This window comes from Pseudomonas sp. NPDC090208 (assembly GCF_044746785.1).
GTDB lineage: Bacteria > Pseudomonadota > Gammaproteobacteria > Pseudomonadales > Pseudomonadaceae > Aquipseudomonas.
The window spans coordinates 419,095-440,010 of the sequence record NZ_JBIVCU010000003.1 but is presented as its reverse complement, the minus strand read 5'-3'; the positions used below and the strand labels follow the sequence as shown (position 1 = coordinate 440,010).

The 20,916-nt window shown below is 62.4% G+C and carries 18 protein-coding genes; 13 read left to right on the top strand and 5 right to left on the bottom strand.

Going from position 1 to position 20,916, the window contains the following annotated elements:
- Window positions 1–7 precede the first annotated feature (7 nt).
- Entirely contained in the window at window positions 8–1,147 is a 1,140-nt protein-coding gene (locus ACIPL0_RS07685) for an LLM class flavin-dependent oxidoreductase (RefSeq protein WP_400595435.1), read from the bottom strand.
- 643 nt (window positions 1,148–1,790) lie between these two features.
- Here ACIPL0_RS07685 and ACIPL0_RS07680 point away from each other — a divergent pair.
- The 11 genes from ACIPL0_RS07680 to ACIPL0_RS07630 all read left to right on the top strand — a co-directional run bounded on the left by ACIPL0_RS07680 (window position 1,791) and on the right by ACIPL0_RS07630 (window position 12,966).
- Window positions 1,791–2,819, top strand: a complete 1,029-nt coding sequence (locus tag ACIPL0_RS07680; RefSeq protein ID WP_400595437.1) for an ABC transporter substrate-binding protein — start codon at window positions 1,791–1,793, stop codon at window positions 2,817–2,819.
- 257 nt (window positions 2,820–3,076) lie between these two features.
- Window positions 3,077–3,916 (top strand): ABC transporter ATP-binding protein, encoded by an 840-nt coding sequence (locus tag ACIPL0_RS07675; RefSeq protein WP_400595439.1) that lies wholly within the window; start codon window positions 3,077–3,079, stop codon window positions 3,914–3,916.
- A gap of 2 nt (window positions 3,917–3,918) precedes the next feature.
- A complete protein-coding gene (locus ACIPL0_RS07670) occupies window positions 3,919–4,698 on the top strand; it encodes an ABC transporter permease (protein ID WP_400595441.1) in 780 nt (259 codons plus the stop codon).
- On the top strand, window positions 4,688–5,560 hold the full coding sequence (locus ACIPL0_RS07665) for a substrate-binding periplasmic protein (protein ID WP_400595443.1): 873 nt from the start codon (window positions 4,688–4,690) through the stop codon (window positions 5,558–5,560). Before ACIPL0_RS07670 ends, ACIPL0_RS07665 begins: the two co-directional genes overlap by 11 nt.
- A 451-nt stretch (window positions 5,561–6,011) precedes the next feature.
- Window positions 6,012–8,081 carry an ATP-binding cassette domain-containing protein gene (locus ACIPL0_RS07660; RefSeq protein WP_400595445.1) on the top strand — a complete coding sequence of 690 codons (2,070 nt, stop codon included), beginning with the start codon at window positions 6,012–6,014 and terminating at the stop codon, window positions 8,079–8,081.
- Window positions 8,082–8,089: 8 nt separating this feature from the next.
- Window positions 8,090–9,133 (top strand): glycine betaine ABC transporter substrate-binding protein, encoded by a 1,044-nt coding sequence (locus tag ACIPL0_RS07655; RefSeq protein WP_400595447.1) that lies wholly within the window; start codon window positions 8,090–8,092, stop codon window positions 9,131–9,133.
- A complete protein-coding gene (locus ACIPL0_RS07650; protein WP_400595449.1) occupies window positions 9,130–10,074 on the top strand; it encodes a homocysteine S-methyltransferase family protein in 945 nt (314 codons plus the stop codon). The genes ACIPL0_RS07655 and ACIPL0_RS07650 overlap by 4 nt, the downstream gene beginning before the upstream one ends.
- Window positions 10,071–10,736 (top strand): amino acid ABC transporter permease, encoded by a 666-nt coding sequence (locus tag ACIPL0_RS07645; RefSeq protein WP_400595451.1) that lies wholly within the window; start codon window positions 10,071–10,073, stop codon window positions 10,734–10,736. Before ACIPL0_RS07650 ends, ACIPL0_RS07645 begins: the two co-directional genes overlap by 4 nt.
- On the top strand, window positions 10,717–11,376 hold the full coding sequence (locus ACIPL0_RS07640; protein WP_400595454.1) for an amino acid ABC transporter permease: 660 nt from the start codon (window positions 10,717–10,719) through the stop codon (window positions 11,374–11,376). The genes ACIPL0_RS07645 and ACIPL0_RS07640 overlap by 20 nt, the downstream gene beginning before the upstream one ends.
- Window positions 11,373–12,140, top strand: coding sequence for an amino acid ABC transporter ATP-binding protein (locus ACIPL0_RS07635; protein WP_400595456.1), 768 nt, complete (start codon window positions 11,373–11,375; stop codon window positions 12,138–12,140). The genes ACIPL0_RS07640 and ACIPL0_RS07635 overlap by 4 nt, the downstream gene beginning before the upstream one ends.
- Complete coding sequence (locus ACIPL0_RS07630; protein ID WP_400595458.1) at window positions 12,133–12,966, top strand: transporter substrate-binding domain-containing protein; 834 nt, start codon at window positions 12,133–12,135, stop codon at window positions 12,964–12,966. Before ACIPL0_RS07635 ends, ACIPL0_RS07630 begins: the two co-directional genes overlap by 8 nt.
- Before the next feature lie 323 nt (window positions 12,967–13,289).
- Here ACIPL0_RS07630 and ACIPL0_RS07625 read toward each other — a convergent pair whose 3' ends face one another.
- From ACIPL0_RS07625 to ACIPL0_RS07615, 3 genes are all read right to left on the bottom strand, one after another.
- Window positions 13,290–14,432 (bottom strand): 2Fe-2S iron-sulfur cluster-binding protein, encoded by a 1,143-nt coding sequence (locus tag ACIPL0_RS07625; protein ID WP_400595460.1) that lies wholly within the window; start codon window positions 14,430–14,432, stop codon window positions 13,290–13,292.
- 8 nt (window positions 14,433–14,440) lie between these two features.
- Window positions 14,441–15,697 (bottom strand): SRPBCC family protein, encoded by a 1,257-nt coding sequence (locus ACIPL0_RS07620; RefSeq protein ID WP_400595462.1) that lies wholly within the window; start codon window positions 15,695–15,697, stop codon window positions 14,441–14,443.
- Between the two features lie 131 nt (window positions 15,698–15,828).
- A complete protein-coding gene (locus ACIPL0_RS07615) occupies window positions 15,829–16,803 on the bottom strand; it encodes a LysR substrate-binding domain-containing protein (protein ID WP_400595464.1) in 975 nt (324 codons plus the stop codon).
- 110 nt (window positions 16,804–16,913) lie between these two features.
- Between ACIPL0_RS07615 and ACIPL0_RS07610 the strand changes: the two genes are divergently transcribed.
- Entirely contained in the window at window positions 16,914–17,618 is a 705-nt protein-coding gene (locus ACIPL0_RS07610) for a TetR/AcrR family transcriptional regulator (RefSeq protein WP_400595466.1), read from the top strand.
- A complete protein-coding gene (locus ACIPL0_RS07605) occupies window positions 17,608–18,387 on the top strand; it encodes a pyrroline-5-carboxylate reductase family protein (RefSeq protein ID WP_400595468.1) in 780 nt (259 codons plus the stop codon). The genes ACIPL0_RS07610 and ACIPL0_RS07605 overlap by 11 nt, the downstream gene beginning before the upstream one ends.
- A 386-nt stretch (window positions 18,388–18,773) precedes the next feature.
- On the opposite strand, the gene ACIPL0_RS07600 is transcribed toward ACIPL0_RS07605, so the two are convergent.
- Window positions 18,774–20,810: an FAD-dependent oxidoreductase gene (locus ACIPL0_RS07600; protein WP_400595470.1), complete on the bottom strand. Its 2,037-nt coding sequence runs from the start codon at window positions 20,808–20,810 to the stop codon at window positions 18,774–18,776.
- Window positions 20,811–20,916: the final 106 nt, after the last annotated feature.

Here is a 20,916-nt window from a genome sequence, read left to right as displayed (position 1 = left end):
ATAAAAGTCAGTGACGCAGGCCGGCCTGCTTGAGCAGGGGCAATACGCGCTCGCCGAACTGTTCAAGGTCCGGGGCGAAATCGAAAAAGCTCAACTGGATGCCATCGATGCCGGCCTGCTTCAGGCGCAGGATGTCGCGCACCACGGTCTCCGGGCTGCCGACCAGCTGAATGTTGCCGCCGACGTAGCGGTGCTCGGCCTGATGCCCGCGCCAGGCGTGGGCGTCGCTGGCTTCGCGGGCGTGGCCTTCAAGGGTGCCGGGGTCGCCGGCGGCGGTGATCGCTGCGTGGACTTCCCAGGCTTCGGCATCGCTGTCGCGGCAGATCACCAGCGGATTGATCAGCGTGCGCACCTGGCGGCCATGGCGTTGCGCGGCTTGTTTGATCTTCTGCAGATGTTCGGGCAGCAGGCTCAGCGCGTTTTCGATTTCGGCGCTGCCGGGGCTGGTGGTGAAGACGATGTCGGAATGCTTCGCCGCGAACTCGATACCGGCGGTGGAACCGGTGGCGTTGACCAGCACCGGCCGGCCAAAGCGCGGCTTGACGCTGCTGTAGGCCTCTTCGAGGCGGTAATAGTCGCCATTGAAATCGACGTTCTCGTGGCTGGCCCACAGCTGCTGAACCACGCGGACGAACTCGTCGGCCTGCAGGTAGCGCTGGTCGTGTTCGATCGGCGCACTGCCGAAGCGGCGGTGTTCGCGATGGCGATGCCCGGTGACCAGATTCAGCCCCCAGCGGCCCTGGCTGATGTGGTCGAGGGTGGCGCCGAATTTCGCCAGGTGCAGAGGATGCCAGGGGCCGTAGAGCACATGCAGAGTGGAAATCAGCAGGATGCGCTCGGTGACCGAGGCCAGCGCGGCCTGAGTGATAAAGGCATCGAGGGATTCATCGTGGTAGCGGATGTCGCCGCCGTAACCGCCTTTGCCCAGCCACTCGGCCAGTGCGAACACCAGATCGAAGCCCAGCGCTTCGGCACGCAGGGTCAGCTGTTTGTTGTATTCAAAACGCCAGTCGGTGCTGCGCGGCAACGCCGAGGCACTCCAGCCACCGGACTGGATCGGCAGAAACAGGCCCAGCATCAACGGCTGGGCAAACGCGCGGGATAACGGACTGTCGGGATAATCGAGAGGTGACGGCAATAAAGACAAGAGAAACACTCCGGCGATGAATGTTGTCGACGTGTTATTGCAAGGGGTGTGCCGTTAGTTGGTTTTAGTTGTGAATGCCGGAAAATAACTGGATGCGCCCTATATAAGTGGATTTTTATTCCAGTGCTGTGTGCAAGTGTGATGGGTTGTGTGCATTGACTGTTGCTGGAGCAACACTTGAATGGCTGTTTTATCTGTAGGAGTGTGGCTTGTCCCGCGACCGACGGGGAACCCGTCGTAAAACCGGTAAGCGCGGTGTGTCAGCGCTGCAGGGTCGTCAGATTTTACGACTGCTGCGCAGCCGGTCGCGGGACAAACCGCGCTCCTACAGGTTATGACGCCCGTAGCAGTCCGGCTTGCCGGCGGTGGCGATTCGGAATATTTACCGCCGACAAGCCGGACGGCTACCGATTACATAAAGCCAGAGGAATAACTTTAGTTGAAAACGTTATAGCGGATTTCATTGACGGTTAATTGCGCCGCTTATTATTGTCGCCCACAGTTTTATGCGGGGCCGGCTCGTACATTCATGGTGTCCGCCCAATAATCGCAACGCCGCTTTATCCCATTTTAACTACCGTGATCCGCACGCTTCAGCCACACCCTGAAGGTGTACCGGCTGCCATGAACAGGAAACGCCAACATGCAAGAACGCAACAGCCGAAGAACGTTTATCAAAAACATGGCGCTGCTCGGTGCTGCCGGGGCAGCAGGTCTGATCCTGCCCGGCTGCGACAAACAGGAGAAGACCGCCAGCGCGGCACCGGCGGTGATCAAGAAACGCTCGGATCAGGTGGTCAGCTTCAAGTACCCGGACAACCCGTCCTTCGATCTGGTCTACCTGGCCGACTCGCTGGGTTACTTCGACGGCAGCCGCACGCGGCCCAACTACATCGGCAAGATCGCCGCGCCGCAGATCATCCCGCTGGTCGGCACCGGCGAGATCGACTTCGGCACGCGCATGGTGCCGCTGGTGATTTCGGCGATTGCCAGTGGTCTGGATCTGAAAGTGGTGGCCGCTGGCGGCAAGACCCTGCAGGAAGCGCCGCACATGAAGTACTTCGTGCGCAGCGACTCGGGGATCTTCAAACCCAAGGACATAGAAGGCAAGACCGTCGGTTTCAACAGCTTCGGTGCTTGCGCCGAGTTCGTCACCAAGAAGTACCTGCGCGAACATGACGTCGATGTCGACAAGATCAACTGGGTCGTGATCCCTGACAACCAGGGTGAGCAGACCCTGGTCAGCCGCAACATCGACATCGCCATCATCCACCCGCCGGCTTCCGGTGGCGCCGAGCACAACCCCGAGCTGCGCAAGCTGTGGAGCGACTACGACCTCGACAAGGGCCTGGGCGGCATGGCGCCGTACAGCGGTTACGGCAAGTTCATCCGCGAAAACCCGGAAGCCACCGAGGATTTCGTCACCGCCATCGCCAAGGCCGCCAACTGGGTCAACGCCAACCCGGACGAGGCGCGCAAGATCGTTTCGCAACGCATCGGCACCCCGCTGGAACTGGTCGAACGCTACGCCTACATCGACGATCTGGTGATCACCGAACCGCCGATCCAGTACTACATCGACATCCTCGAAAGCGAGAAGAAGATCAAGCCGGGCGCGGTGTCGGTGAAGGATGTGTACACCAATCAGTTCAATGCGTTGGCCAAGGCATAACCTTCACGGACATGCGCAAACCCTGTAGGAGCTGGCTTGTCCTGCGACCGGCGACGGAGTCGTCGTAAATCCGGTAAACGCGGTGTGTCAGGACTGCGTAGTCGTCAGGTTTTACGACTGCTGCGCAGCCGGTCGCGGGACAAGCCACGCTCCTACAGGTTGGTCCGAGGCAAGCCAGCGCCTATAGGGGCGCGCTTCCATTTATTTGAACAGGGCGAGACAACCGTTTGTACAAAATCACAACCCAGCACTTACACATGGAATACCACGCCCAGGACGAAGCCGGGCGCAGCGAGCGGGTCGAGGTGTTGAAGGACTTCGACCTCAACGTGCGTGAAGGCGAGTTCCTGTCGATCCTCGGCCCGTCCGGCTGTGGCAAGTCCACTTACCTCAACATTCTTGCCGGGCTGGCACAGAAAACCGGCGGCACGCTGAACATCGACGGTCAGCCGCTGCAAGGCATCAACCGCAACCAGGGCGTGGTGTTTCAGGGCTATGCGTTGCTGCCCTGGCGCACGGTGCTCGACAACATCGCCGTGGGCCTGGAAATCCGTGGCGTCGGCAAGGCCGAGCGGCGTGAGCGGGCGCGGGAATATCTGGATCTGGTCGGCCTCAACGGCTTCGCCGCGCGCTATCCCCACGAACTGTCCGGTGGCATGCGCCAGCGCGTGGCGATTGCCCGCTCGCTGGTGTACGAGCCCGACGTGCTGTTGATGGACGAACCGTTCGCCGCCCTCGACGCGCAAACCCGCGAGACCCTGCAGGACGAATTGCTGCGCATCTGGGATCTGCGCAAGAAAACCATCGTGTTCATCACCCACAGCCTCGACGAGGCGATTTTCCTGTCCGACCGGGTGGCGGTGATGACGCCGCGTCCGGGGCGGATCAAGGACATCATCGACATCGACCTGCCTCGTCCGCGCCTGCCGGAAGTGCGCAACAGCCACGACTTCGTGCACCTGCGGCAGAGGGCGTGGGAGTCGTTGCGCGAGGCCATGGGCGGCACCGTCAGCGATGACCGGGCCAGCGCGCAAGCGCCGCGTCAGGCCAGTTGGCAACAGGTGGCCCGACTGAGCGGCTACCGCATCGGAGTGTGAGCATGAGCGTGAAAAAACTGTCTCGCCGGGTGATCGACAGCTCCCTCGGCATCCTGATTTTCCTGGCGTTGTGGGAAGCGCTGCCACGCCTGGGCGTGGTCAATCCGGGTTATCTGAGCCCGCTCTCGGAGGTGCTCGCGGCGATTGCCGACATGGCCGGCAATGGCGCCTTGCTCAAGCATTTGCAGGCCAGCCTGATCCGATCGCTGGCCGGGCTGGCGCTGGCGATTGTCACGGGCGTTACCCTGGGTTTGCTGATGGGCTGGTTCGTCCGCCTGGAACGCATCCTTGATCCGTTGCTGCAGTTCTTCCGGCAGACCTCGGCGCTGGCATTGTTTCCGGTGTTCATCCTGTTCCTCGGCATTGGTGAGCTGTCCAAGGTGGCGATCATTTTCTGGGCGTCGTTCTGGCCGATCCTGTTGAGCACCATCAGCGGGGTCAAGCAGGTCGATACGCTGCTGATCAACTCGGCGCTGTCGATGGGCGCGAACCGGCGTTTTCTGTTTCTGAAAATCGTCCTGCCGTCAGCGTCGCCGTCGATCTTTACCGGTGTGCGCCTGGCGGGTGCGTATTGCATCACTGCGCTGGTGGCAGCGGAAATGATCGGCGCCCATTCCGGGTTGGGTTTTCTCACGCTCAACTCTCAGGAGGTGTTCCAGATCCCGAGCATGTACGCGGGGATTCTGCTGTTGGCGGTGGTGGGATTGCTGCTGAACTTCCTGCTGGCGTTGCTGGAACGGCGTTTCACCCGCTGGCGCCGTGGGCTGAAACATGCCGGCTAAGGCAACGCCGGCGTTTTCCGGGGGCTGGATTCGCTATGGCCTCGCGGCGCTTATCGGCGCGGGAGCGGTGTGCGCGGTGTGGTTGCTGCCGATGCTCGATGACGCGGAAAGCGGTGACGGCCCGGTACTGGCTCAGGCGCGGCAGCATCAACTGTTGCGCCTGGGCGTGCGCAGCTACCCGCGACCCACTGACAGCAGCGAGGCGCTGGTGTCCGAGCCGGACGATCTGGACAGTGCGCTGGCGAGCGCATTGGGCCAGTACCTGGGCATCGAGGTGCAACTGGTGGCGATTCCGGGTGAAGACATTTCCGCGCTTCTCGCCAAGGGGCAGGTCGATGCGGTGCTTGCCGGTAGCCTGGAGGTGCCGGGGTTGAAACATCAGCGGGCGGCCTTGCGCGATTTGCCGGATGGCTATCGCCACGGCGCGCTGGTGGCGTTGCGCAATGCGGCGCTGACGGAGGCTGCACCGAAAGGGCAGAGCGTCTGCGTGGCGTTCGGCAGCCCGTGGGCGGTGGATTTACAGGAGCGTGGCGCGCAGCTGCGCACGTACCCTTCGACGATTCGTGCCGCCACCGCGTTCATGGCCGGCGAGTGCAAGCTGCTGGCCGACGAGCGCACGGTCTTGACCAGCCTGTTGCAAACCCCCGACTGGCGCTTTTATCGCATGCTGCCGCAGGGGCTGGAGGCGAGCGCCGATGCGCAGGTTTACCTGGCACAACCCGACCGCAAGAGCCTGCGACAGCTGCAGGCCGGCTTGCGCGACTGGCAATCGAAAGGCGGCCAGGTGCAGGCGTGGGATCTGCACAGCAATGCAGTGTTGTTGGACAGCCTGAAGCTTGCTGACGGGTTGGTGTGTCACTAGCGCAGCCTGTTTCGCCTCGCGGCGAGTTACCTGAAAAGCCCCACCCTCTGTTTCAAGAGGCAGCCAAGGGCTTTCTTCCCCAGATTACCGAACACGGTTGCTTTTGATTCTGGCCGAAGGCCGTGGGAGCCGGCTTGCTGGCGAAAGCAGTGTGTCAGCCGCCTCTACTATTGACTGAACTGACGCATTCGCCAGCAAGCCGGCTCCCACAGGTGCGTGTTGTTTGCCGGATTTCGGCATGGCAACACAGCTAGCACAATCACCCCAAACCACTGTTGCTCCAGCAACACTTGCCAAACACTTCATTTAAAAACAGACAGTTACGTAGCTGCTTCTACCTCTGAAACGCCCGTTTTCAGCGCTTTTGACGGGTGGCACAAAGCCTGCAATTACCCCTGACAAACCATCCCGACGCTTTCGTGAGTGTCGCAGCGAATTGTCAGGAGCCAGCATGTCTACCGCCATTTCCCCTCAGCCTCGTGTCGTCACGGCAGAGCCCACCAGCGCCGTGCAGGCCGATGTGGTGCTGCAATTTCGCAACCTGAGCAAGCGCTACAAAACCCGCGCAGGTCAGGCGGCGCAGGACGCCGTCAGTCAGGTCAATCTCAGCGTGCGTCGCGGTGAAGTGCTGTGCCTGATGGGCACCTCGGGCAGCGGCAAGTCGACTTTGCTGCGGCACATCAACCGTCTGATCGAACCCTCCGACGGCACCGTGTTGCTGGACGGTGCAGACATCAGTGAGCTCAGCCCGACGGCCCTGCGTGAGGTGCGCTCGCGGCGGATCGGCATGGTGTTTCAGCATTTCGGCCTGTTGCCGCACCGCAGCGTGCGCGACAACGTCGCCTTGCCGCTGGAGTTGCGCGGCGAAGCCGAACACCTGCGTCATGCGGCTGCCGATGAACAGCTGCGCGCCGTTGGCCTGGACGGCTGGGGCGATCATTTTCCCGGTGAGTTGTCCGGCGGCATGCAGCAGCGCGTGGGCCTGGCCCGGGCCTTGATCAGCGAGCCGGACATTCTGTTGATGGACGAGCCCTTCAGCGCGCTGGACCCGACCATTCGCCGTGACCTGCAAAGCCACTTTCTGCAACTGGTAAAAGCCCGTGGCATCACCACCTTGCTGGTGACCCACGACCCCGGCGAAGCCCTGCGCCTGGGCGACCGCATTGCCGTGCTGCGGGGCGGGCGGCTGATTCAGGTGGCCAGCGCCGAAGAGATTTTGCGAGCACCGGCCGACGCGGAAATCGCGGATTTCTTCCGGGATGAGCACGCAGCGAGCACCACCCACGTCAAACCGTTGAACAAAGCCAACCCTGCGCCGGTCACGACAAGCAAAACAACGCACACACCGCTGGCGCGCTGGCAGACGCTGTTGCTCGGGCCGGCAGCCTTCGATGCGACCCGTCGTGCCGGCCTGTTCTGGGTGCTGTTGATCGCTGAGCTCGCCGCACTGGCAGCGCTGGGGCAAGGGCTCTTGAACGGCCATTGGCTGGCTGTGGTCGCGGGCCTGGCGCTACTGCTGATCAGCCGCGTCACGGCCACGCTGTCGGCCCCCGGACTCTGCCATACAACCTCACGCTGGCTGCCGCTGGCGGTGCAGACGCTGTGTCAGGCGTTGGTGCTGTGGCGGGCGTTCGTGGTTGATGCCAGCGGACCGTGGCTGCAATTTCCTGCGCAGCGCAGCTGGATGCTCGGCACGGCCGATGTCATCGACTCGGCCATCGGTTGGTCGCAGAGCACCTTTGAAACCAGTTTTGTCGGGGTGATTTTCACCGTGCGCACGGTGATCGAAGGCATCGAAAGCGTGCTGGCCTGGTTGCCCTGGCCGGTGGCGGCGCTGGCGCTGGTGTTTCTCGCCTGGCGTGCAGCCGGCATGGCGCTGGCGCTGACCACCGCAGGCGCTGTGGCTTACATCGGCCTGTTCGGTTTCTGGGAGCGCACGCTGTCGACCCTGGCGCTGGTCGGCTCTTCTGTACTGATCGTGCTGCTGATCGGTGTGCCGGCGGGGATTCTGGTGGCGAAACGGCCGCTGGCCCGGCGCGTGATCACACCGATTCTCGACGTCATGCAGACCCTGCCGACCTTCGTTTACCTGATTCCCGCCGTGGCGTTTTTCTCGGTGGGCAAGACCCCGGCGGTCATCGCCACGGTGATTTTCGCCCTGGCGCCGATGATTCGCCTGACCGCGCTGGGCATCCATGAAGTGCCGAAGAACACCGTCGAGGCTGCCGTCGCCCACGGTGCCACACCGTGGCAGACGCTGACCAAGGTCGAGCTGCCGCTGGCGTCGGGCTCGCTGCTGCTGGGGATCAACCAGACGCTGGTGATGAGCCTGTCGATGGTGGTTGTCGCTGCGCTGATCGGTGCCGGCGGCCTGGGCTACGACGTGATGACCGCACTGCGCAACATCAAGGGTGGCGAGGGCCTGCTGGCCGGCGCGGCCATCGTGTTCTGCGCGCTGATTCCCGACCGCATCATTCAATCGACCTTGCGCAAGCGAGATCGCTCTTTCCATCGTTCGTGAGGTTTATCGTGACTACTTTCTTCCCTCGTACCGCCCTCGCTGCCGCACTGGTCGCGGCGCTGTTGCCAGTGTCCTCTGCGTTTGCCAAAGACAAAGTGGTGATCGGCGAGCAGAACTGGACCGGCGCCATCGCCATCCAGCACATCCTCGGCGAAATCATCAACACCCGCCTGGACGGCGATGTCTCGTACCTGGCCGGCGACGTGCCGGTGCTGTTCGCGGCCGCTGCCAAGGGTGACGGTTCGGTCGATGTGCTGACCGACATCTGGCTGCCCAACCAGTCGGCGGCCTGGGCCAAATACGTCACCGGCGGCACCCGTTCGCTGGTGCCGAACAAACAGCCGTACCTCGGCGTGCAGGGCTTCTACATTCCCGGTTACATCCAGGACAAATACAACGTGCATTCGGTGTACGACCTGAAGAAACCGGAAGTCGCCAAGCTGTTCGAGCCGCTGGGTGGCGGCGAGGCGCAATTGCTGGTCGGGCCGGCGGGCTGGGAGTCGACCTACATCGGCGAGATCAAGGCCAAGGATTACGGCTTTGCCGACAAGTTCGAGGCGGTGTCCACCGAAGCCTCGGTGACCTACGCCAAGCTGTCGGCGGCCTACAAGGCCAATCGCGGTGTAGTGTTCTACGCCTACACGCCGGACTGGATCTTCTCGGCCTTCGACCTGCGCCGCCTCGACGAGCCCGCGTTCGACGGCTACGCCCAGGACAACAAGAAAGGCGATCCGCTGTACAAGGCCGATGGCTGCTGGAAGTTCATCAGCCCGACCGTCGATGCCGACTGGAAGAACAAGAGCCAGATCACCTGCGCCTACCCGGACGCCAAGGTGTATGTGCTGACGTCTACCGCGCTGGAAAAGCGCGCGCCGAAGATCGCCAGTTTTCTGGAAAACGTCGCTATCGACCCGCAATCGCTGAACGACCTGATCCTCAAGATCGAGAAGGAAAAACAACCGGCCGATGCCGCCGCCAAGGCCTGGATCGCCGCCAACCCGGCGCTGGTCAACAAGTGGCTGGGCGTGCAGACCGTGGGGAGCACACAGTGACGGCCTTGAGATTGCTCGACGGCGGCATGGGCCGCGAACTGCAGCGCATCGGCGCGCCGTTCCGCCAGCCGGAATGGTCGGCGCTGGCGTTGATCGAATCGCCGGAATACGTGCTCCAGGCGCACAGAGCCTTTATCGACGCTGGCGCGCGGGTCGTCACCAGCAACAGCTACGCGCTGGTGCCGTTCCACCTCGGTGAGGAACGATTCGCCGCCCACGGCCAGGTGCTGGCCGAGCGGGCAGGGCGTCTGGCCCGCGAAGCCGCTGGGCAGAGCGCGGAGGTGGTGGCGGTCGCCGGTTCGCTGCCGCCAGCGCTGGGCTCCTATCGCCCGGACCTGTTCGATCATCAGCGTTCGGTGGCGATCCATCGCACCCTGATCGAGGGCCTGCGCAGCCATGTCGACGTGTGGCTGGCGGAAACCCAGAGTTCGATTGCCGAAGTCCGTGCGGTGCATCAGGCGCTGAGCGAGGCGGATGCCTTGCAGCACACGCCACTGTGGCTGTCGTTCACCCTCAGCGACGAGCCGGAACAGGGGCCGCGCCTGCGTTCCGGCGAGTCGGTGGCACAGGCCGTGGGTGTGGCGCTGGAGCTGGGTGCCGAAGCGGTGCTGTTCAATTGCAGCCAGCCAGAGGTCATGGGCCAGGCGGTGATCGTTGCCCGGCAGGTGATCGAGGGGGCGGCGGCGCAGGTGCAGGTCGGCGTCTACGCCAACGCCTTCCCGGCGGTCAGCGCCGAGGCCGAAGCCAATGCCACCTTGCTGGAGATCCGTCAGGACCTCGGCCCTGAGTCGTATCTGCGCTGGGCGCGGTGCTGGGTCGAGCAGGGCGCGAACATCGTCGGCGGTTGCTGCGGCATCGGCCCGGAACACATCGCCGAGTTGCACGGCCACCTGCTGCGGGCAACGGAGCGGGGCACAGGGCAAGGACATCGCACGACATGAATTTCGATGTGGCCTTTGCCCTGTCCACGCTGCCGACCTTCGTCGCGGCCGTGGGCGTGACCTTGCAGGTCGGCCTGATCGCCATCGCCACGTCGTTGTGCGTGGCGCTGATCAACGCGGCGATCTTGATGTTTCAGGTGCCGCTGCTGCAGCGTCTGGTGCGCGTCTACGTGGAGCTGGCGCGCAACACGCCGTTGCTGATCCAGCTGTTTTTCATCTACTTCGCGCTGCCCAGTGTCGGGGTGAAGATTTCCGGGTTCGCCTCGGCAATCATCGCCATGACCTTTCTCGGCGGCGCCTACCTGACCGAGATTCTGCGTGCCGGCATCGACGCGGTGCCGCGTACTCAGATCGAGTCGGGCCTGTCCATCGGCCTGTCGCGTTGGCAACTGCTGCGCCATGTGATCCTGCCGCAGGCCGGAATCCTCAGCCTGCCGGCGCTGTTCGCCAACTTCGTCTTTCTGCTCAAGGAAACCACCGTGGTGTCGGCGGTGGCGGTGCCGGAAATCCTCTACACCACCAAGAGCTACATCGCCCTGTACTACAAGACCTACGAGATGCTCGCGGTGATGACCGGGCTGTGCGTGCTGCTGTTTTTACCGCTGTCGCTGTTGCTGCGTGTGCTGGAAAGGAGGCTGCAACATGGCCAGTTCGGGTCTTGAGCTGTTGTGGATGTCGGCGCCGCAGCTGATATCCGGAATGGGCACCACGCTGGGCCTGTCGGCGCTGGCCATCGTGTTCAGCAGCCTCGGCGGGTTGGTCTATGGCGTGCTGCGCAACCTGGAGGTGCGCTGGCTCGACCGTGTGTTGCTGGTCTACTTGGAGCTGTTCCGGGCGATCCCGGTGCTGGTCTGGCTGTACCTGTTCTTCTTCGGTCTGCCGATGTTCTTCGGCTGGAGCATTCCGGGTTTCTGGTGCGCGGTGCTGGTGCTGTCGTTGTGGGGCGCAAGCGAAGCCGGCGAAGTGGTGCGCGGTGCCTTGCGTTCGATCCCGCGCGGGCAGCGTGAGGCCGGGCTGGCCATCGGTCTGGGCCTGCCGGGTCTGTATGGCCGGGTTTTACTGCCCCAGGCGCTGCGACGGATGACGCCGCCGCTGATCAACGTCTTCACCCGGCTGGTCAAGACCAGTTCGCTGGCGGTGCTGATCGGGGTCATCGACGTGATCAAGATCGGCCAGCAGATCATCGAGCGCACCTACGAGTCGCTGCTGATCTACGGCTTTCTGTTCCTGTTTTTCTTTCTCGTCTGTTATCCGCTGTCGGCCGCGTCCCGCGTGCTTGAACAGCGCTGGAATCATTCATGAGTGCCTTGATAGAACTGACCGGTTTCAGCAAGCGTTTCGGCGCCGAGCCGGTGTTGCGTGATGTCGACCTGAGCGTGCGCGAAGGCGAGGTGGTGGTCATCCTCGGCCCCAGCGGCTGTGGCAAGAGCACCTTGCTGCGTTGCCTCAACGGCCTGGAATCGGGCCACGCCGGGCAATACCGCTTTGCCGGCCGCGAACTGCCGGCCAACACAGACTGGCGGCAGATCCGTCAGCAGGTCGGCATGGTGTTCCAGAGTTATCACCTGTTCCCGCACATGAGCGTGCTCGACAACATCCTGCTGGGGCCGCTCAGCGTGCAGAAGCGTCAGCCGGCCGAAGCCCGTCAGCAGGCCGAAACGCTGCTGGCGCGGGTGGGCCTGCTGGACAAGCGCGACGCTTATCCGCGGCAGTTGTCCGGTGGTCAGCAGCAACGCATCGCCATCGTCCGCGCGCTGTGCATGAACCCGAAAGTCATGCTGTTCGATGAAGTCACCGCTGCCCTCGACCCGGAAATGGTCAAGGAGGTGCTGGAGGTGATTCTTGACCTGGCGCGCAGCGGCATGACCCTGCTCATCGTCACCCACGAAATGGCCTTTGCCCGTGCGGTGGCGGATCGAATCCTGTTCATGGACGGCGGCCGCATCGCCGAACAGAACGACCCTGAAACATTCTTCAGCTCCCCGCAAACCGCACGTGCGCAGCAGTTTCTGGAGAAGTTCTCCTACGTGGAAAATATGCCTAAAAGGAATGCATCACATGTTTAAAACTGCCCTCGCTCTGCCGTTTCTCGCTGCCGGCCTGCTGTTCGGCGCCAGTGCCGCCCATGCCGATGGTTATCTGGATAAGATCAAGGCCCGCGACAAGCTGATTGTCGGCGTGTTCAGCGACAAGCCGCCGTTTGGTTTCGTCGATGAGAAAGGCCAGTACGTCGGCTTCGACACCGACCTGGGCCGGCGTTTCGCCAAGGATCTGCTGGGCGACGAGAAGAAGATCGAATTCGTCGTGGTCGAGCCGGCCAGCCGCATTCCGTTTCTGCAAAGCGACAAGGTCGATCTGATCCTGGCCAACATGACCGTCACCCCGGAACGTGCCCAGGTGGTCGACTTCACCCACCCCAACCTGCGCGTGGCGGTGCAGGCGCTGGTGCCAGACGGTAGCAGCGTGAAAAACCTTGATGACCTGGCGAGCAAGACCACCATCGTCACCACCGGCACCACGGCGGATGTGTGGCTGACCAAAAATCACCCGGACTGGAAAGTGCTCAAGTTCGAAAAGAACTCCGAGTCGCTGCAAGCCCTGGCCAACGGCCGCGGCGATGCGTATGCCCAGGACAATCTGGTGCTGTTCAGCTGGGCCAAACAGAACCCTGGCTACCGTGTGTTGCCACAGAAACTAGGCGACGAAGCCCCGATCGCGCCAGCGGTGAAAAAGGGCAACGTCGAACTGCGTGACTGGGTCAACGGCGAACTGGCGAGCCTGGGCAAGGAACAGCAACTGCTCAAGCTGTATAACCAATATGTGCGCAGCCAACTGGCCGACGGTACCGATCCGGCGGCGGTGATTGTCGAAGGTGGGGTGTGGAAGCCGTGATTCGGTAAGTCGCCAATCAGGCCGGTGAGAGGCCTGTTCGCGAACGCGTGGTGTCAGACGGGATGTGTGTGTCCGAGCCACTGCCTTCGCGAGCAGGGCTCCCTCCCACAGGTTTTTTGTATGACCGCGAGTTATGCGGCACTACCACAGTGGGAGCGAATTCCGTCTCCACCGTCGGTCACAACCACTGTGGGAGCGAATTCATTCGCGATAGGGCGTTTCAGGCGATGGAAATCTGTCGCCTGGAATACCGCCTCGCGAATGAATTCGCTCCCACGGTTGTCCAATAGGCCCCGTAGCAGTCCAGCTCCTGCAATCGCGGATCAGAGGTCCAGCACCAGATCCGACACTGGCTTGCTGCAGCACAACAGCCGCAAGCCCTTGTCGATTTCCCGTGGGCGGATGCCGCCGTTGTGTTTCATCTCCACGGTGCCTTCGAGCAAGGTGGTCTTGCAGGTGCCGCACACGCCCTGGCTGCAGGAAGAGGGCACGATGGCGCCGGCTTTTTTCGCGGCGGCCAGCACGGTCTGGCTGGCGGGCATGCTGAAGGTCTTGCCCGAGCGCGCCAGGGTGACGCTGAACAGCTGTTCTGCCTGATCGCCGAGCGGTGCCGCTTCGATCAGCGGCGCTTCGTTGAGCAGCGCAATATCGAAACTTTCCTGATGGTAATGGCGCAGGTCGAAGCCACTCTGCTCCAGCAGGCTTTTCACCGCGGTCATGTAGCCCTGCGGGCCACAGGTGAACACCTCTCGCTCCTTGAAGTCGGCAACCCGTTCCTGCAGCAGTTCAATACTGAGGCGGCCAATGGGTTGATCCCAATCAGGCTGCTCGCCACGACCTTCGCAGACCGTCAGCACCTGCAAGCGTGGGCTCACTCCCTGCATCCGCGCCAGTTCCTTACGGAACACGATATCTGCCGGTGTGCGGGCGCTGTGAACGAAGACGATGTCCAGATCCGCCGCCAGGTCAACGGCCGCGCGGGTCATCGACATCAATGGCGTCACCCCGGAGCCGGCCGACAGATACAACAGCTTGCGTGTCGGCTGAGCCACGGGAGTGAAACTGCCCGCAGGGCCCGAAGCGAGCAGGGTATCGCCCGGCCGCAGATGGTCGTGCAGCCAGTTCGACACCGTGCCGCCGGGCACCCGCTTGACCGTGATGGAAAAGCTGAACGGCCGGGTCGGCGAGGACGACAGGGTGTAGCAGCGCGATACGCTCTGCCCGGCAATCAGCGGCGACACGGTGATGAACTGACCCGGCTCGTAGCTCAGGGCGGCAAAATCGGCGCACTGGAAGAAAAAACTCTTCACGTCGTGGGTTTCGTCCTGCACCGCACAGCAGCGCAGGGTTTTCTGCTCGGCGCTGTTCCACTGGGCGCCATACAGGCTCCAGGTGTCGGCGTCGGCGAAACGCTGTTCGGCGACATTTCCTGCCGGGGCGAGCGAGGCTTTCTGATAGATGCTCATGTCGACTCCTACACGCCGTGGGCGCTGAGGCGTGCGGCGTACCAGCGGGAGAACTGGTCGACGTAGGACTCGGTAAAGGCGGAGAACGGCCCGGGCGCGTAGGCCGGGTCCTGGGTGCCGCTGTGGGTGATGGCGACCAGGCTGGCGTCCTGCTGGTTGGTCGCCACCCAGACCTCGGTCAGCGCCTGCACGCTGTAGTCCACGCCTTCCACGGCATCGGCATGCACCAGCCATTTCGTGCGGACCAGCGTTCTGTCCGGGCCCAGCGGGATGATGTAGGAAATCACCGCGTGATCGCTCATCACGTGGGTCCAGGAGTTATGCGTCCACAGGTGTACGTCGCCGAGATCACGACGGCTCAGCTCGCCGAACAGCCGGGTGCAGGCGACGCGGGTGTCGAGGGTCTGCGACTCGCCGTGGCCGGCGATCACCAGACGTTGGGTGCGGAACTGCGTGACTGCCTCTTCGTCCAGGTATTCGACGGCTTCGCTGATGAACCCCTGGTTTTCCCAACTCTGTTTGGCATGCTCGTTGCGCTGGTCGTATTCCTTCAAGGCCAGCAGGGATTCCTCGCTCAAACCATCGGTGCAGAAACCGAAGTCTTCCGGCAGGAATGAAGCGGTCAGTTCCGGGTGAGTGCCGGCGCAGTGATAACACTCTCGGTTGTTTTCAATGACCAGTTTCCAGTTGCCGTTTTCAATGATTTCCGATTCAAAGGCGATTTTGGTCCGGGTCATGTCGTAGGGCGCAAAGCGCGGCAACATCACGTCCTGCAAGTAAGCGATATCTTCGGGTGGCTGTTCTGCCAGGCAGACAAATATATGAGCGCCGACCACTTTGCTGTGTACCGGAATCAGACTTTTGCAAGTAGCGTCGAAACCCTTGCCCATGTGCGCGGCATGTTTGAGGCTGCCGTCCAGATCGTAGGTCCATTGATGATACGGGCACACCAGCATGCCCACGGTGGACTTGCCGGCCGGCTTCAGACGGGCGCCGCGATGGCGGCAGACGTTGCGGAAGGCGCGCACGTTTTCGTCATCGTCGCGCACCAGCAGAATCGAGGACTTGCCGATATCGACGGTCGACACATCACCGGGTTCGGGAACATCGGCGGTCACACCGACCAGGATCCAGTGCCGGGCAAAGAACACTTCCACGTCGGTATCGAAGATATCTTCACGGCCAAACAATCCGCCCTGCATGCCATGGCCCGGAAAGCGTCCGTCGACAAGTTCACGGTGGGACTTTATTGCAGTGTTATTCATTATTGGACCTCACAGGCTCGAACTGACAGTCATCAACTGGCGATGGCGAAAGTATCGAAACGGGCCCAATAAGCGTCAATGCGCTTTATTCTTAACGTGGCATGAGTGCAAGTTATGCGAAAAAACACGGCTTAGTGCACGTCGGGAAAACGCTCCGGGGTCAGTGGCGCACTGCGCAACCATTCCACCAAGGCGGCGGTCAACGCCGTCGGTGTACGGCCACTGGGGACTACCACGTAATAGGCGTCTGCCGGCTTGACCACGAAATGACCCAGCCGGATCAATTGACCGCTGACCAGCATCGGCTCAAGCAACCGGCTCCAGCCCAGCGCCACGCCATGGCCCTGCAGGGCGGCCTGAATGGTGTCGCCGTAGGAGCTGCAGCGCAGGCTGTATTTGAGTTTCGGCTGCACGTTGCCCAGCGCCTTGAACCAGCCGTTCCAGGTCATCCAGCCTTCCAGGGTGGCGTCGGAGTCGATCAGTTCGATGGCGCTAAAATCTTCCACCGCCTGGGGCACGGCATGGCTTTGCAGCCAGGCGGGTGAGCACACCGGAAAGACTTCTTCGTCGAACAGGAAAATCGAGCTGCCGTCGTCCCATTTGCCGTTGCCGTAGCGCACCGCCAGATCGATATCGTCGCGGCGCAGGTCTGGCGTCAGCATCTGCGTGATCAGGCGCAGGTGCAGTTGCGGCTGGCTCAACCGCAGCGCGCTCAGGCGCGGCATGATGCGCAACTGAGAGAACGCCGAGGTGCTGGCCAGCACCAGTTCCTGCTCGTCAAGGCCTTCGCAGATGTCGTCGAACACCCCGGCCATGCGCTGCATGGAATCCGACACCACGGCGTACAGCGCATAACCCTCGTGGGTCAGGCGGATCGCCCGATGCAGGCGGTGAAACAATTTGCTGTCGAGGGTTTCTTCGAGGAACTTGACCTGCTTGCTCACCGCCGCCTGGGTCAGGCCCAGTTCCTGCGCAGCCAGGGTGAAACTGCCGAGCCGGGCCACGGCCTCAAACTGCAACAGCGCTGTCATCGACGAAATCAGGCGCCGGTAACCCTTGATCCGTTTGCGGCTGTCCTGGGCCGGCGGCGTCGGCGTGGCGGTCATGGCGGAGAACCTCGATAACGAGCGGATGTCGGCAGAATGTACGACGATGTACATTAAAAGGCCATGGGCGTACAGTCGGTCAACGTTTGTTTATTGGAAGGCAGGAGCTAATGTCGCAATCGGCCAAGGCGCGCAGTAAAACACAGGACACCGGCTGGCGGGGTTCGCCCGAGGGCTGGCTGGAGGCTGCTTACGATGCGTTGAAGGAGTCGGGCGTCGAGGCGGTACGGGTCATGCCGCTGGCCAAGCGGCTGAACCTGTCACGTACCAGCTTCTACTGGTTTTTCGAGGATCGCGAACAGTTGCTGGCGGCATTGCTGGCGCGTTGGCGCGACAAGAACAGCGGCGGCCTGATCAAGCAGAGCGAGAGCTACGCGGAAACCGTCGCCGAGGCCATTCTCAACGTCTTTGAATGCTGGCTGAACCCGGAAATTTTCGACTCGCAGTTCGAATTCGCCGTGCGCAGCTGGGCGTTGCAATCGCCAGAAGTCGCCGCCGAAATCACCGCTGCCGACAACGGCCGGATCGGCGCACTGGCGGCGATGTTTCGTCGTTTCGGCTATGACCAGGACGCCGCCGACGCGCGAGCACGCACGGTCTACCTGACCCAGATCGGCTACATCAGCATGAAAGCCAACGAAGACATCACCGAGCGTTTCCGGCGCATTCCCCATTACGTGGCGATCTTCACTGGTAAAGTGCCGAAGAAGCGCGAACTGGACCGATTCTTCGGTAAATTCGGCTACGCAGAAAAGAGCCCGGGCGAGTTCGTCGCGCTGGTTGATACCTTCGAGGAAAGCGCCGATGGCCAGTGAGACTGTCGGCATCATCGGTGGCACCGGCTGGCTGGGCAGCGGCCTGGCGAGAGCCATGATCGACAGCGGTTTCGTGGTGCCGGAGCACCTGTTGTTGTCCAACCGCTCCGGCAGCCATCCGCTGGCAGAGCAGGGCGTGCGGTTGCTGGCGGACAATCAGCAACTGGTCGAGGCCAGCGATACGGTGATCATCGCCGTGCGCCCGGAGCAGTTTGCCGATGTGCAGATTCAGGCGGCGGGTAAACGGGTTATCTCGTTGATGGCCGGGGTGACTGCCCGAACCTTAAGCCAGCGTACCGGCGCGACGCAGGTGGTGCGGGCCATGGCCAATGCGGCGGTGGATATCCGCCAGTCTTTCACGCCGTGGTATGTGGCGGGCGAACTGGACGCAGCGGATCGGCACTACGTGCAGCGTTTGCTGGCGTGCGTTGGCACTGCGCGGGAAGTGCCGAACGAGGACTGTATCGACTACCTCAGCGCCTTGTCCGGCACCGGACCGGCCTTTGCCGCCTTGTTGATGACCGCCCTGAGCGATCAGGCCATCGCCGCGGGCATTCCGGCAGACATTGCCCGGGAGGCGGCAAAAGGCGTGGTAGTTGATGCAAGCCAGCTGCTGCGCGACCACGATCCGCGACAAATGATCGATTCGCTGGTGGCCTATCGAGGTGTCACCGCTGCAGCCTTGCAGAGCATGATCGACAGCGGATTCGAACAGGCGGTGGGCAAGGCGCTGGAAGCGGGCGCAACGGTGGCGCGACGCGGGATGTGATTGACCTGCAGCCGTCCGGCTTTCCGGTGGGGGCGTCCGAAGCGTCGCTGACGCTGGCAAGCCAGGCTGCTACGGGTCGGTACTGCCCAGCCCACATCTGCCAGACGACATCTGATCTGTGGGAGGGAGCTCTGCTCGCGATGGCGGTGGGTCAATCGATGCAGCTTTGACTGGACTGACACTTTCGCGAGCAGAGCTCCCTCCCACGGGTTTTGGGTTGTTCGACGGATTTCAATACGCCCCGATACCCGTAGCAGTCCGGCTTGCCGGCGGTGGCGTCTTAAAAATCGCTGACGCTGGCAAGCGAGGGCTGCCACAGGTATGTGTTGTTTGCCCGATATCTGCATGGCAACAAAACCAGCAGACTAGCCCCGAACCCTGCGCCGTCAGATGTCTTTCATCAAGCGCAGCGCGTCGTAAATCGCCGCATGGGTGTTGCGTGCCGCCACGGCGTCGCCGATGCGGAACAATTGAAAACGACCGTCCGGGTTGGTGACGATGTTCTGCACCTTGCCGGCGATCAGGTCCTGGTGCTCCACCGCGCCCTCGTTGCGCGAGTGCGGGCGCAGTTCGAAGTACAGGTCGTCCAGCGGAATCGTGCCGTGGTTGATCACCACCTGATCGACCACTCGCTGCTTGTCGACCTTGCCGTAATCACTGCCGAAGCTCACCACCAGCTTGCCGTCGCGCTTGTCCACCGCATCGACCCGATAGGTCACGGTGAAAGTCACGTCCAGGTCCTGCAGGCTGCGCATGTACGGCACCAGGTTCATTGCCATGACCTCCGGGGCGAACGAGCGGTCTGGCGTAACGATCTCCACGGTGGCACCGCTCTGAGCGATGATTTCTGCTGCCTGTAGCGCCGCATGGTCGCCGGCGTCGTCGAAGATCAGCACGTTCTTGCCCGGTTTGACGTCGCCGGAAATGATGTCCCAGCTCGACACCACATGCTCGTTACCGCGATTGAGCACTTCGGTGTGCGGCAAACCGCCCGTGGCAACGATCACCACGTCTGGCTCCTGATCGAACACGGTCTGCGCTTCTGCCCAGGTGTTGAAGTGGAAGGTCACGCCGAGCCGTTCGCACTGCGTCATGCGCCAGTCGATGATGCTGATCATCTCGCGGCGACGTTCGCTCTGTGCCGTCAGGCGAATCTGCCCGCCGGGCTGGTCGGCGACTTCGAACACCGTGACTTGATGCCCACGCTCGGCCGCGACCCGCGCGGCTTCCAGGCCGCCGGGGCCGGTGCCGATGATCACCACCTTGCGTTTGACCGCCGCTTTCGGGATGTCGTGGGGCATGGTGGTTTCGCGGCCGGTGGCCGCGTTGTGGATGCAATACGCCGCGCCGCCTTGGTAGATGCGGTCCAGGCAATAGTTGGCGCCCACGCAGGGGCGAATTTCTTCCTCACGCTTTTCGATGATCTTGCGCACGATGTGCGGGTCGGTCATGTGCGCGCGGGTCATGCCGACCATGTCGACCTTGCCCGAGGCGATGGCATGGCGGGCGGTCGCAACGTCCGGGATTTTCGCCGCATGGAAGGTCGGGAAGCCAGTGGCTGCACGGATTTCACCGGCAAAGTCCAGGTGCGGCGAGTTGCGCATGCCCTGGATCGGGATCACGTCGGTCAGCCCGGCGTCGGTGTCGATATGCCCGCGCACCACGTTGAGGAAGTCCACCAGGCCGCTGTTCTTCAGGCGCTGGGAAATCTCGATGCCGTCCTGGGCGCCGAAGCCGCCGGGCAGGTCTTCGTCGCCGGTGTAGCGCACGCCGAGCAGGAAGTCTTCGCCGCAACGCTGGCGGATGCCGCGCAGGATGTCGAAGGTAAAACGCAGGCGGTTATCCAGTGAGCCGCCGTAAGGGCCGTCGAGTTCGTTGGTCAGCGGCGACCAGAACTGGTCCATCAAATGGCCGTAAGCCTGCAGTTCCAGGCCATCGAGGCCGGCGGCCTTCATGCGCTCGGCGGCGTCGACGTAGTCCTTGATGATCCGCTCGATGTCCCAGTCTTCCATCTTTTTAGGAAACGAGCGGTGTGCCGCTTCGCGATGGTGGGAGGGCGACACCACCGGCAACCAGTCGGCCTTGTCCCAGCGGGTGCGACGCCCTAGGTGAGTCAGCTGGATCATCACCGCCGCGCCGTGCTCGTGGCATTCGTCGGTGAGGTCTTTCATCCATTTGACCACTTCGTCCTTGTACGCCAGCACGTTGTTGAACACCGGTGGGCTGTCCCGCGACACGGCGGCGGAACCGGCGGTCATGGTCAGTGCCACGCCAGCCTTGGCGCGTTCGACATGGTAGGCGCGGTAAAGGTCCTTGGGCATGCCGTCGACCGGGTAAGCCGGTTCGTGGGAGGTGGTGATGATGCGGTTTCTGAGGGTCAGGTGCTTGATCTTGTAGGGCTGCAGCAGCGGATCGCTGGACATCGTGTTGCACTCCTCGGGGAACATCAGGCTTGGTTTTGACATGAAAGTAGGTGGAATGTACACAGGTGTCAACAGCGGCTGACGCTGCTGTACATTTCACTTGCGC

Bases quoted from the DNA above. Each gene is read 5' to 3' on its own strand.
- ACIPL0_RS07680 (WP_400595437.1), top strand. From the start codon at position 1,791: ATGCAAGAACGCAACAGCCGAAGAACGTTTATCAAAAACATGGCGCTG.
- ACIPL0_RS07675 (WP_400595439.1), top strand. From the start codon at position 3,077: ATGGAATACCACGCCCAGGACGAAGCCGGGCGCAGCGAGCGGGTCGAG.
- ACIPL0_RS07670 (WP_400595441.1), top strand. From the start codon at position 3,919: ATGAGCGTGAAAAAACTGTCTCGCCGGGTGATCGACAGCTCCCTCGGC.
- ACIPL0_RS07665 (WP_400595443.1), top strand. From the start codon at position 4,688: ATGCCGGCTAAGGCAACGCCGGCGTTTTCCGGGGGCTGGATTCGCTAT.
- ACIPL0_RS07660 (WP_400595445.1), top strand. From the start codon at position 6,012: ATGTCTACCGCCATTTCCCCTCAGCCTCGTGTCGTCACGGCAGAGCCC.
- ACIPL0_RS07645 (WP_400595451.1), top strand. From the start codon at position 10,071: ATGAATTTCGATGTGGCCTTTGCCCTGTCCACGCTGCCGACCTTCGTC.
- ACIPL0_RS07640 (WP_400595454.1), top strand. From the start codon at position 10,717: ATGGCCAGTTCGGGTCTTGAGCTGTTGTGGATGTCGGCGCCGCAGCTG.
- ACIPL0_RS07635 (WP_400595456.1), top strand. From the start codon at position 11,373: ATGAGTGCCTTGATAGAACTGACCGGTTTCAGCAAGCGTTTCGGCGCC.
- ACIPL0_RS07630 (WP_400595458.1), top strand. From the start codon at position 12,133: ATGTTTAAAACTGCCCTCGCTCTGCCGTTTCTCGCTGCCGGCCTGCTG.
- ACIPL0_RS07625 (WP_400595460.1), bottom strand. From the start codon at position 14,432: ATGAGCATCTATCAGAAAGCCTCGCTCGCCCCGGCAGGAAATGTCGCC.
- ACIPL0_RS07620 (WP_400595462.1), bottom strand. From the start codon at position 15,697: ATGAATAACACTGCAATAAAGTCCCACCGTGAACTTGTCGACGGACGC.
- ACIPL0_RS07615 (WP_400595464.1), bottom strand. From the start codon at position 16,803: ATGACCGCCACGCCGACGCCGCCGGCCCAGGACAGCCGCAAACGGATC.
- ACIPL0_RS07610 (WP_400595466.1), top strand. From the start codon at position 16,914: ATGTCGCAATCGGCCAAGGCGCGCAGTAAAACACAGGACACCGGCTGG.
- ACIPL0_RS07605 (WP_400595468.1), top strand. From the start codon at position 17,608: ATGGCCAGTGAGACTGTCGGCATCATCGGTGGCACCGGCTGGCTGGGC.
- ACIPL0_RS07600 (WP_400595470.1), bottom strand. From the start codon at position 20,810: ATGTCCAGCGATCCGCTGCTGCAGCCCTACAAGATCAAGCACCTGACC.